This window comes from Micromonospora sp. NPDC049374 (assembly GCF_040677165.1).
In the GTDB taxonomy this organism is placed as follows: domain Bacteria; phylum Actinomycetota; class Actinomycetes; order Mycobacteriales; family Micromonosporaceae; genus Micromonospora.
Genome location: NZ_JBFAQH010000001.1, coordinates 338,596 through 350,615, shown reverse-complemented (window position 1 = coordinate 350,615; position 12,020 = coordinate 338,596). Strand labels below are relative to the sequence as shown.

The window sequence follows — 12,020 nt, the reverse complement described above, 5'->3', positions numbered from 1 at the left end:
CCGGCTCGTGATCTTATGACCTACGTCGACCCGTTCGATTCGTACGAGTTGCACAATCAGCACCATGAGTGAGCCCGCAGCCGAACTCCCGATCTCAGACGCCCGCGACAGCCTCGCGGACGTCGTCTCCCGCGCGCACTACGCCGGGAGGATCACCTACGTCCCCCGTCGGGGCCAACGCCTGGCCGCCATCACCCCCGGCCGAGGTCGCCGAGGCCATCGAGCGGGCCGAAGACGCCAGCGATGTCGCCGCCGCCGCGAGGCCCTGACCCGCATTGACGCCGGCGACACCCCGATACCGCTTACCGACCTACGCGACGAGCTCGGCTTGTGACCAGCCCGACTCCACCCACCTACACCGTCCAGGTCGACCGAGCCGCCGCCAAGCTGCTGCGCAAGCTCGACCGCCCCGTGCAGGCCCGTCGAGTCACCGCGCGATCGCCAACCTGGCCACCGAACCTCGCCCAGCCGGCGTCAAAGCCCTGACCGGCCACTCCAGCCTTTTCCGCATCCGCGTCGGCGCGTACCGCATCATCTACACCGTCCGGGACCAGGAGCTGATCGTGCTCGTCGTTTCACCTCGGTCACCGGAGCGACGTCTACGACCTGCTCTGAGGCACCCGACGCACCCCGAGAGCCAAGACCCGAGCCTCATCCGTCAGATGCGCAGTCGGCACGCGGTACCGTCCTGACGGCGTGGCAAGGCAAAGGTCGTCGGACGACGAGCTGTGGAGTACCCGATCAGGCGGTGCGCGGCTCGTCATTGGTTTGCGGCCACGGTGGGTCGGGAGGCGTCCACAGCGGTGTGCCCGCCGATGAGGACCCTCGCCTCGGCACCCGCCGTACGGCGTAGCGGATGGCCCACGCGACGCCGACAACCATCACGACCACCGCGACGATCGGCACGACGACCACCGCCGCACGTTGCGGAGGCCAACCGGTAAGCAGACGCAGCAGCAACGGTAGTGGCACCATCGCCCCGGCGAGAATGCCCGCGACGCAGATCCGGCCGGTCAGTGCCGGCAACGGCTCCGTGACATTGGCGACGAGCACGGCGATGCCCGCCGGCACCGCCGTCATCCCCACGATCAGCGCAACCACGAGGACCGATCCCACTCCGTCGTCCGAGTTCGCGCCACGCAATGCGTAGGGGACGTACAGGGCGAGCGCCAAGAGACCGAGCGCGCCACCAACGGCGGCAAGTGGAATCACGAACCAGCCGTGCCGCCGCGCCAGCAACGTGGCGCAGCCGGCGAGCACCACCAGGCTTCCCACCGCGACCGACAGCGGTACGGCGACCCGCCAGCCGACGGTGACGGTCGCCTCGGCGACACCCGGGATCGGTGTTGCGGGTTGCTGGTGCCGTAAACCGTCACCGACAAGGGTGCCGAACCCGATGCGCTCCCAGCTGCCGGCAGCGTCCCGGCGGGCAAAGCCGTCCCGACCGTTTGCCACCAGCACGACCACCCCGCCGTTTGGCTGATCCCGCACCAGCAACGCGCGGGACGACAGGTACTCATCAGCATCACGCAAACCAGGTATCGCAGTCGCCAGTCGCTGCCGGGCGTCCTCGTCAATCTGCCAGGCGACGCGCCAGCTCGCCCCACCGTCCCGACTCTCCTGCACCGCCAGACGGCGCGGCACGATTCGGAAACAGTGCCTCGGATCCCGCGCCGAACAGTCCTCTCCCGACGCGACCGGCGGCGGCTGCGTCGAGAACAGCTCGTAGCCGCCCTCCGGCAGCTCCGAGAACCTCGGTCCGTCATCCGCGCCGATCCACCACGTATAGGGCTTCCGGGAGTCGTGATAGGCGTTGCCGATGCCGACCACGGCGACGCCCTGCCACTCGTACAAGGCGACAGCGTCGTCGTACTGGGGAGCGGAGGTGGCCGCGACGCCCAGCCCGGCGATCGGCAACACCACCAGCACCGACACCATCCGCAGCCAGCGCGCCAGGGTCGGGCGGGCCACCGCCGAACGCCACGTCCACCAGGCGAGGCCCAGCGCCGGCAACGCCAACAGGTCCGTGCCGTCGGCCAGGACCACCGAGGGTCCGTTCACCACGATCCACACCGCGGACGCCGTGGCGCATCAAGACGGGGCGGCACGATGTAGCCACAGATTCGAAACAGTTCCTTCTAGTCGTCATCTTCAAGACCGTAGGCATCAATGAACTCGCCTAAGGCGCTCTTTCGTTCAGAATCCAGCTCCAGTCTAGCCATATCCCGCACTAAGCGCGCCACTTCGTGCCGCTCATCGTTCGTCAATGCGTCAAATACTGTCGCGGCCCGCCCTTGAAGGGACACAGCAAAGTCCGGATCGATCTCGGAGTCGGCCGCAACATCAATCGAGACGAGCAGGTTAACGAGTGCATTTACAACCTGCGAGATCATGCTTCACCACCGCCGCCACAATGTTCGTTACGCCAGCATCTCGGAACACCTTGTTGGCCCTCCGTAACGCCCTCTCATTAGGAACCTCCCACCTACCGGTGTAACCATTCTGCTCAAGGGCCATGGACTGCCGAACTGCCGTATCGACCATCTTGCGCGTGGTGGCCACGCCGTGCTTTCGATCAATAAGCACACCTGCTGCAGCATCGAAATCATCGAATCTTACCTCAGCAATTTCGAGCGCACCATTCACGTAGTCTAGCGCCGGAACACGACCCCCCGAACCGCCCTCATAGTCGGCAGCCTCGGCAGACTTGCTAGCATTCTCCGCTACGCGGCTGACTTCGCCGTCACAGTTATGAACCAACACCCGAGCGCTGCCTGCAATCACATAGTACGTGTGGGTGTTGGCGACGGTGAGGTTATGGACGGTGGCGCGGGGGACGCTCCAGCGGTCGATGGCGGTGATCTGGACGTAGGTGCCGGCGCTGGTTTGTAGCCACTGGCCTGGCTGGAGGTCGGTGGCGTCGATCCACTCGCCCAGCTCGGGCACCCAGAATGGGTGGCCGTCGGTGGCGGTGACCTCGGCGGTTTCGGTGCCCTGGTCGCCGTCGGTGTCGATGACGACCTTCACCAGGTCCTTGACGCCGTCGCCGGTGATCGTGGCGCAGCGGCTACGAGTCGACCTACACCGGCAGCATCTCCTCCGGCCAGAGCAACCCGGGGAGTTAGTGGCACACTTGCAAAACCGATCGATCTTCTCCGTCATGCGACGGCAGCTTCACAACCAGGATCCTCACCGCTCAAGATGGCCACAGCCCGAGGCTCGCCTCGCGATCGGGAATACCCGAATATACGATGGCGACCACGTCGTCCAGATGGCCGGAGATGAGGCTAATCCCCCGACTGACGAAGACGATTTGCCCGTCGTTCATCAGCCAACTATCGGAAATTCCGGAAATACCAGGAAAGGGAACCATCGCCGAGAGATCGAGCGAGGAAACCTCGGACCCTTTAAACCTCCGTATTTCGTTGGCCATGCTTCGGATCTCGTTCTCGAGCGCCAACGACTCGATCCAGCCCTCCACTGACCCGTAAAGAGGAACGAATTCGACGTCTCCTACACCAAAAACACCATCAGGCCCAAGTAGGAAATCGTAAAAGACAGAGAACCGAGCAGGGCCCGCCTCGATGTATCCGCCGTCCGACCAATGGCCAACGAGCAGATCAGGGCCAAGGTATTTTGGTCCGCCGTTATACAAAACCGACGGTGGCAGATACAGATCGCCCCAGCGACGCTCGTAATCGATAGCCCGCTGAACGAGGGCCCGGTCGAGCCCTTGCTTGATCCACTGCTCTGCAGATCGCCGCGCCCGACCACTAGGCATCCTTTGTCCGTGCGCCCGCACGAATGATAGGGCGCGCCGCGATAAAACACCTGCCGGTAAATCCATCGCGACACACCCTTCACTCTCCAACGAACGTAGCCTACCTCATCATCACCACGTTCCGAACAACCGGTTGATCATAGGTTGACAATAGTCCTTGCAGGGATCTACAAGCTCTCCTGAGTTCACCTTCAGCGTTCGGAATGTTCCCCCGAATATCTCGTCCCCAGCCTTCTGGGCCTCGTTGAGCGCACAGACCTCGGAGCAGCCGGTATGACGCCCACGCAGCACATCATCCAAAACCGAACCTGACTCGATATCCACACCCCCAGGGGTGGTTCGGCCATAATAGCGGTTGCCATTGGGCGAGGTGTATTCGGTGACAAATCGCGGCGCATTCGTCCCAAGATTCGCTTGCCGATAATCCTCTAAGGTGGAGCCTTCTGGCGCCGGCCCCGGCTCGGGACCGCAGTTGTGTACAAGCACCGGCGCGGTTCCGGCCACCACATGGTACGTGTGGGTGTTGGCGACGGTGAGGTTGTGGACGGTGGCGCGGGGGACGCTCCAGCGGTCGATCGCGGTGATCTGGACGTAGGTGCCGGCGCTGGTTTGAAGCCACTGTCCGGGCTGGAGGTCGGTGGCGTCGATCCACTCGCCCAGCTCGGGCACCCAGAACGGGTGGCCGTCGGTGGCGGTGACCTCGGCGGTTTCGCTGCCGTGGTCGCCGTCGGTGTCGATGACGACCTTCACCAGGTCCTTGACGCCGTCGCCGGTGATCGCGGCGCTGACCGTGTCCACCTCGGTACGGCCGGTCTCCGGATCGGTGACCACTACCTTGTCGCCGGGCTTGACGTCCTCGATCGCCTTGGTTGAGCCGTCGGCCATGAGCACCCGCGTGCCCGGGACGAAACTGTTGCGAACGGGGCAGGATTCGCCGCCCGAAGAACCGGCATCACTGCCGCTGGAGCCGCCGTTGCTGCGGTTGGAGGCGCCAGAGGAGCCGCCCGGCTTCGAGTCGCCCTTGCCGCCGCCACCGTCGCCCTTGCCGCCGCCCTTGCCGCCGGCGCCACCGGAGGCTGCCGACGAGCCCTTCGGGTTGGACTTGGCCTGGGCTTCCTTCTGTGGGCCGTTACCCGTCTTCTTGGCCGACTGGGTCGCCTTGTTGCTTGTCGAGTTGACCTTGTCGGCGGCCTTCTTCTTTGCTGCCTGGGCGGCCTTCTTGGCCCGTTCGATGGCGAGCTTCTTCGCCTGCAACGCGGCGGCCTCGGCAGCCCGTGCCGCGGCCAGCACCGCCTCGGCGGCCCGTTTCGCGGCCTGCCATGCCTGGATCGCGTTGATCGTACGGTTGACCGCCCGGATCACCGCAGGGATCTTGGCGACCTTGGTCCAGGGGATCGCGTTGAGGATGAGGCTGCCGCACGCCCACATGTCACCGCCGAAGCAGTTCAGGGCGTCGTTGATGCCGATGAACTCCTTGAGGATGTACCACGCCGAATCCAGGATGACCGAGATCAGCGAGCGGCCCATGTTGGCCTGCGCCTGAGCGATCATCGCCGACGACAAGCCTGCACCAGCCAGCGCCGCCGCCGTCTCCGACGCGGTCAACGCCACCGACAGACCCGACGGGTCGGAGTGCGTGACCGGGTTGTTGTGGGCGTACGTGAAGCCGTTGTTCTGCACCGGGTCGGTCAGGTCCAGCACCGGGTCAACGGAGAGGAACCGACCCACCTCCGGGTCGTACAGCCGGGCACCCAACGGTACGAAGCCGGAGGCGTCGTCGCGGACCGCGCCGAGGAAGCCCTGGTTGGTCCGCAGATAGCCGCTGACCGCACCGGTACGCACGTTGCCGAACGGATCCTGCTTACGGATCCGGGCCTCCATCACACCGGAGAGGTTCACCTCGGCGTACGGGCTGCCCTGGTGGTCACCGGCCACCACGGTCAACGGTTGTTGGGCCGTGCCGACAAACTGACGCAGCACCGCGCCACCGGGAGTCGAGTAGGTGCGCTGTGCGTCGATCGGCGACCCGCCCGGGTGCACCGTCAGCTGGGCCTCGCCGAGATTCAGCGTGGCCTGCCGGCCCTGCACGGTCAGCAGCCGGGTGCCACCGGGCCCGTAGATGTGCCGGGTCTCGTCCTGCGGGTTCCACTGCTGCGCGGCGGATCCGCTGGCGCAGGTCACCAGCACGATCGGGGTGTTGTCGGCCGAGGCACCGTCCTTCGCGGCCAGGCACAGGCCGGACGCGGCATGCTTGAGCTGTGCCGTGGACGGCAGCCGCTCGAACTGCTGGCCGGCAGTGCCGTCACACGCCTGCAACCGCAGCACCGAGCCCGCCGTCGTGCCGGCCGGCTGGGCACACCACTTGTCGTCGTAGACCGAGAGCGTGCCGAGGTTGCCGTTGTTCTGGCTCGGGGTGGGCGTGAAGGCCCACTTCTGCCAGGCGCCGCCGTTGCACGAGTAGAGCTGGATCGGCTGGTTCGGCTGGGCGAGGCGCTGGCTGAGGTCCATGCACTTGGCGGCCAGACCCATGTACGCGGTGCGGCCCTTGGTGCCGGAGCCGGTGATCCGCTCGACCTGGCCGTCGTACGTCCAGGACAGCTCCTGCTGGTCCCCGTTGCGGGTGGAGGTGACCGACTTCGTCTCGCCGGTCAGTTCGTACAGCCGCTTCGCCTCGGAGACGATGGCCGCGCCCTGCGGCGTGGTGTAGGTCTTGGTGACGGCGTCGAGGGTGCGCGGCTGGTCGCCTTCCTCGGTGCCGTAGCCGTACCCGTAGGTGGTCTCGATCGGGCCGGTGGAGGTGCGGCCGGTCAGGTCCCGCTCGACCAGCTTGGTGCGGTTGCCGAGCAGGTCGTACTCGTACTCCTGCCAGTAGCCGGTGCCGTCGACCCCCGCCGCCGCGTTCGGGGCCGTCGCCGTGCCCGGCCCGGCCTGGCACGACGCCTGGTCCTGCGACGTCCAGGCGTTACGGAGTTGGCCGAGCGGGTCGTAGGTGAAGCACTGCCGTTCGGCGATTCCGGCGGCGTACTCACGGATCGCGGTCACGTTGCCGGCGGCGTCGTACCAGTAACCACGGTTCGAGACCAGGTGGTCGCCCTTGACCTCGCGGAACACCTGCTGCCGGGTGAGGGCGCCGCTGGCGTCGTCGTACGAGGCCATGGTCCACACCCGGTACGGGTGTGCGCCCAGGGTGGAGCGCAACACCTGCCCGTACGGCGAGTAGACCGTCTCGGAGCCGTACCAGTCCTTGCCGGACACCGACAGCGGCAGGCCGTCCTTGGTGTACCGGACCAGCAGCTTCTCGCTGGGTAGCGAGCCGACCGCCGGCAGCGTCGCCGACTCGGTCAGACCGGTGTCGGTGTACGTGTAGTCGTAGCGGTACTCCCGGTTCAGACCCCAGGTGGTGGCGATCGACTCGGGGAGCATCAACGTGGTCGAGGTCGGCTGGTAGTCCTCGGTGTAGCCGCCGACCGACTGGGTGTACGGCAGGCCGTCGGTGTACCGGGTCGACGTCGCCGGCAGGCCCTTGCCGCCGGCCACCGTGTCGTAGGTGTACTCGGCAAGCAGTTCACCGCCGCTGCCACCGAGCCGCTGCTGGGTGGGGCGGGACAGTTCGTCGTACCCGTTCCACACCGTGATGCCACGGGCGTTGGTGGTGGTCAGCGGCCGGTCCCGGTGGTCGTACGTCATGGTGGTGGCGCCGGTGTCCGGGTCGGTGGTCCGGGTCAGCCGGCCGCGCTGGTCGTACGTCCAGGTCCACGGGACCGGGTTCGCCGAGTGGGTGGCCTCGGCGAGCTGCCCCCGCGCGTCGTACTCGTAGCGCATGGAGGTGAAGTCGGTGCGGGCGGCGTCGCGGAAGGTGTCGACCCGCGTGGTGCGGCCGAGGCCGTCGGTGTAGAGCCGGTACGAGGCCGCGCCCGCCGGGTTGATGACGGTGGAGTGGTCGAGACCGTAGCTGTACTTGGTGGCGCGGCTCGGGTACTCCGTGCCGTTGAGCAGCGGCAGTTCCTCGACCACCCGGCCGAGGCCGTCGTAGGTGTAGCGGGTGGCGTTGGGCACCACCGTGTCCGACTCGGGTGTGAAGAGCCGGCCGATCGGCGAGCCCTCGGCGAAGTAGGCGTTGTTCGTCTGCCAGACCTCACCGGCCGAGTTGTAGAGCGTGTCGGTGATCAGCCGTCCGCCGCCGGTCGCCTCCACCTGGGACTGCCGCTCGCGGCCGAGCCCGTCGTAGATGGTGACCGAGGTCTGGATCCGGTCCTCGTGGCCCCGGGCGAAGGTGGTCACGTACGGCGGCTTGCGGATGCTCTCGCCGGGGTTCTCCGGGTCGGGCACGATCGCCGGGAGGGCGTACTCGGCACGGAAGTCGGGCACCAGGGCCGGTGACGGGGTACGCCCCGCGCCCCACGCCTTGACGAGGCGGCCGAGGGCGTCGTATTCCGCGTGGCTGACCTGGTTGTTCGGGTCGGTGGTCTTGAGGGTGACCGCGCGGCCCGGATCCAGTTCGCGGGTCTGCTTGTGCCCGAGGGAGTTCTCCTCGCTTACCGCGTACGCCTGCCCGGTCGCCGGGGTGTAGGTGATCCGGGAGACCTTGTTGTCCGGGTCGGTGCGGGTCAGCACCCGGCCGATGGCGTCGAAGGTGGTGGTGCCGTCGTTCTGGAAGCCGGAGCCGTCCGCCTTCAGCGACCAGGTCTGGGTGGCCAGGCCCCGGGTGTTGCTCGGCAGGGCGGCACCGTAGGCGGCGCCGTCGTAGCCGACCCGGCCTGCGGAGGAGAGCGTCGTCAGGTCGTCGAAGTCGGCAGCCGCACAGGTCGTCGGGCTGCTGCGGATCTGCCTGGTGAGGCCGATGAGGTTCTTGTCGGTGTGGTGCGCGTACTCCACGAGGGTGCAGGACTCGTCACCGGACTTGCCGGTGTCACCGAGTGACTCGATCCGCTCCGGCAGCCCGTGGGTGCTCTCGTAGGTGGTCTTGGTCTCGACCGTGCGCAGCGTGCGGGTGTCGTCGCCGGTGCCGGAGGACCGGGACACCGCCTTCTGCCGCGTGTCGGTGACCCGCCACGCCTTCAACGGGTCGAGCCCGTCGTCCCGGTCGCGGGAGGCGAGTTCGGTCGCCGTGGGGTAGGTGACGCTGCGGGTGAGCCAGTTGGCGTCCGGGTCGCTGGCCTTGGCGTACGTCAACTCCTCGGCGACCCGGCCGGCGAACGGCTCCCGGTCCTTGGCGATCTCCTCGCCGGTGCCCACGTTGTCCTTCACGGACACGCTGTCGCCCATCCCCCGGAAGTAGCGGGTGACGGACTTGGTCTGCTCGCTGCCCAGCTCGGCGGCGGGTGGCCCGGTGAGGACGGTGACCTGCTCGAAGCCGGCGAACTGGGAGTAGGTGCGGCGGGACTTCTTGCTGAATTCCGGCTCGGCGAGGCGCCAGCCGGCGTTGTCGTACGCGTACGTGGTGAGGGTGGAGGAGGCGGCACCGTCGATCGCCGGTAGTTCCTCGACGGACTCCACCACGTACTTGTGGAACCAGTCGATGACGTCGTCCTTGGCCGGGTCCGGGTGCCAGAAGTTGGGGAAGCAGAGCCGCGTGTTGCCCTTCAGCGCGGCGGTGTCGTCCTTGCCGGGCAGGCCGGAGCCGGTGGCGCAGGAGCCGGTGGGTTGCTTGTAGGTGACGACCGTCTCGCCGCCGTACTCGTTGATCACCCGCGCGATGCGCAGCCGGGAGAAGCTGGGGCGGTTGTCGTTGCGTACCCGGTTGGGCATGTCCTCCGGGTTGTGGGCGAACCGCACCGGGTTGAGCGCGACCTTGTCGCCGTCGACGCCGTACCCGGTCCGCTGGATCGACTCCAACCACAGCGCGGTGTTGGGGCCGGTCAGCAGGGTCGGGAAGGACTGGGTGAGCTGGTACTCGTCGACCTTCTGCAACGCGGTGGAGCCGCTGCGCCGCTGCGCCCAGGTGGTGATCTTGTCGAGCCGCTTGCGGGTGAAGAACGACGGTGAGGCGTTCCAGCACTTCCGGCCAGAGATGCAGTTCAGGTCGGCCGGGGTGTCGTACCAGATGCGGTAGTCGTGCGGGATCTGGCTGTTGAAGTTCGACTCGGAACAGGTCTGGGAGCCCTCGGCGAAGCAGCGCTCCGCCACGTCGAAGCTGACCCGGGCCAGCGGCGCGGTGCCGTAGATGTTGTTGCTGCGCTGCCCATAGTCGATGCGGGTCAGGTAGCCGCCACGGTCGTACTTCACCGGGGACTTGAAGTTGAAGTTCCGCGCGTAGCGGTTCTCCTCCTTGGCCCACCACAGGCTCATCACGTTGCCGTGGATGTCCTCGACGTAGTCCAGCGACCACCGCCAGGCCTGGGTGCAGGCCGAGTCTGCCCAGTCGCCGGCCTGGTAGCAGTCCTCACCGGAGTGGTTGCCGTAGACCGGTGCGGTAAGCACCGAGTTGGTGACCGGCTGACCGGCGGTCCAGCCGGGCAGGCGGTGCCGGCCGAAGTGGTAGCGGGTGCCGTCCCTAGTGGTGACGACCCAGTACTCACCGTCGGCGTCGCCGTTGTCCAGGCCGGTGTCCTTGAGCAGCTGCACCTTGGACCCGTCGCCGTTGGCGGTGATCCAGGTCCCGGTGCTGTCGTCCCGGACCAGCTCGGTGGTCATCCCGCCGAGGGAGAGGGTGGCGTTCTTCGACCCCCAGCAGAGGTCCGCGGTCCGGTGCTCGCTGTTGTTCGAGCCGGGCTTCTTGGAGTCCTGCCGGCAGTTGACGTAGGTACGGGTGATCGCGCCGGCCGCGTAGTCCCAGCCGTCGCCGATCCAGGAAGCCTGGTTGTTGGTGGCCGAGGTGCGCCCGTCCACCGACTGCGACGAGTACGACAGCGCCACCTTCGGCATCAGGCCACCGGCCGTCTCGGGCACCTGCACCTGGTACGAGTAGGTGAACGCGCCCGAGGAGGAACCCGCCGCCCAGGATCCGGAGAACAGCAGCGGGGTGGCGGTGAAGTCGCCGGAAGCCGACCCGCCGGTGTCGAGTACGCCGACGACGTTGGCGTCCGTCGCGCTGGACTGGGCCCCGAACGCGGATCGGCCGGCGACCGCGCCGTCGGTCCCGACCAGCGACCCGACCGGCACGCTGCCGGTGACGATCCGGCGGTCGCCGGCCCCCTCGTCGACGCCCGCGATCGCGGCGCTGCGGGCGGACGCCCCGGCGACCGGGAGGATTTCCACCTCGCTGGAGACGGCCTGTCCGGTGACACCGGCCGGCTCGGTGGACTGGATGCCCGCTCCGCCGTCAGCGCAGTCGCCACCGTCCGGGTCGTCGAAGACGCAGTCCGGCAGCAGGACGACGCCGAACCGGTCGGCGGCCTGGGGGCCGTAGAAGTCGGCGAAGGGCGTGTAGTCGACGCTGAGGGCGACCTCGGCCGTGGGGTCCGCGGTGGCCGGCGGAGTGATCTTCATGATCAGGCCGGCGACCCCGGCGTCGTGCGACGCCTCGGGGGCAGCCAGGTCCACCGCCCAGGTGCCGGCGAGGGCGGCAGGGTCGCCGCCGTCCGGTACGCCGAGGGCGACCGGCAGGTCGTCGACCGGCAACGCCTCACCGGCGGCGACACCGGTCAGGTCCACCGTTCCGCTGCCCTCGTCCCAGGCGTCCACGGCGGACGGTTCGTACGGGTCGAGCGGCTCCGGCTCGTCGGTGAGCAGGTCTGTCACGGCCTGCTCGTCGGGCGCGATCTGCGCGACCTCCGGGATCTCCGGGAGCTCGATCGCGCCGCGGCTCATGCCCGGGCCCGGCACCGCGAAGGCCGGGGCGGGCAGGGCCGTCACCGTCATGGTCATGGACAGCGCCAGGATGAACGCGGTACGGGCGGGACGCCCCCGCCGCCGGGCCAGCAAACCGGTACCAGGCATGCGCGTCGACTCCCACCCAGGCGCGAAGACGAAAAGGAAAGCGCGGAAGAACCGCGAGGACACGCGCCGGATCGGCACGTGCGTGAGCACTCTCCGTCAGGGCAGGTCAGAGCTCAAGGTCACATAAAGTGATCTTCCATGCATGGATGTGATCCACGTCATGCCGCTATTGCCACGTAGGGCCGCACACCGGAAAGAACTGAGCCAAGAAGCTAATTCGGCTATGTCCGATATACGGCGTCGGCAAACCCACCCACACAAGATCGAATTCTGGCGTACCGGTCAATGATCAGAAAGTGAACATCACGAATCGGTAACGTTGACGGGATGGACGAGATGCCCTGGTGACGTGCGATCGTGT

At 67.4% G+C, this 12,020-nt stretch carries 6 protein-coding genes and 1 pseudogene; 2 read left to right on the top strand and 5 right to left on the bottom strand.

What is annotated here, in order from left to right; translation table 11 throughout:
* The first annotated feature begins 64 nt into the window (after positions 1-64).
* Entirely contained in the window at positions 65-334 is a 270-nt protein-coding gene (locus AB0J93_RS01655; RefSeq protein WP_363917729.1) for a prevent-host-death protein, read from the top strand.
* Between the two features lie 103 nt (positions 335-437).
* A pseudogene (locus AB0J93_RS01650) lies at positions 438-615 on the top strand (type II toxin-antitoxin system RelE/ParE family toxin).
* Between the two features lie 126 nt (positions 616-741).
* Here AB0J93_RS01650 and AB0J93_RS01645 read toward each other — a convergent pair.
* The 5 genes from AB0J93_RS01645 to AB0J93_RS01625 form a co-directional block, all read right to left on the bottom strand.
* The gene (locus AB0J93_RS01645; protein ID WP_363917051.1) at positions 742-2,064 is read right to left on the bottom strand and encodes a hypothetical protein; all 1,323 of its coding nucleotides are present in this window, start codon (positions 2,062-2,064) and stop codon (positions 742-744) included.
* Positions 2,065-2,138: 74 nt separating this feature from the next.
* The gene (locus AB0J93_RS01640) at positions 2,139-2,393 is read right to left on the bottom strand and encodes a hypothetical protein (protein WP_363917049.1); all 255 of its coding nucleotides are present in this window, start codon (positions 2,391-2,393) and stop codon (positions 2,139-2,141) included.
* Positions 2,362-3,027: a polymorphic toxin-type HINT domain-containing protein gene (locus tag AB0J93_RS01635; RefSeq protein ID WP_363917047.1), complete on the bottom strand. Its 666-nt coding sequence runs from the start codon at positions 3,025-3,027 to the stop codon at positions 2,362-2,364. Before AB0J93_RS01635 ends, AB0J93_RS01640 begins: the two co-directional genes overlap by 32 nt.
* Before the next feature lie 169 nt (positions 3,028-3,196).
* A complete protein-coding gene (locus tag AB0J93_RS01630; RefSeq protein ID WP_363917045.1) occupies positions 3,197-3,847 on the bottom strand; it encodes a hypothetical protein in 651 nt (216 codons plus the stop codon).
* Between the two features lie 45 nt (positions 3,848-3,892).
* Positions 3,893-11,659, bottom strand: a complete 7,767-nt coding sequence (locus AB0J93_RS01625; RefSeq protein WP_363917043.1) for a ricin-type beta-trefoil lectin domain protein — start codon at positions 11,657-11,659, stop codon at positions 3,893-3,895.
* Positions 11,660-12,020 lie beyond the last annotated feature (361 nt).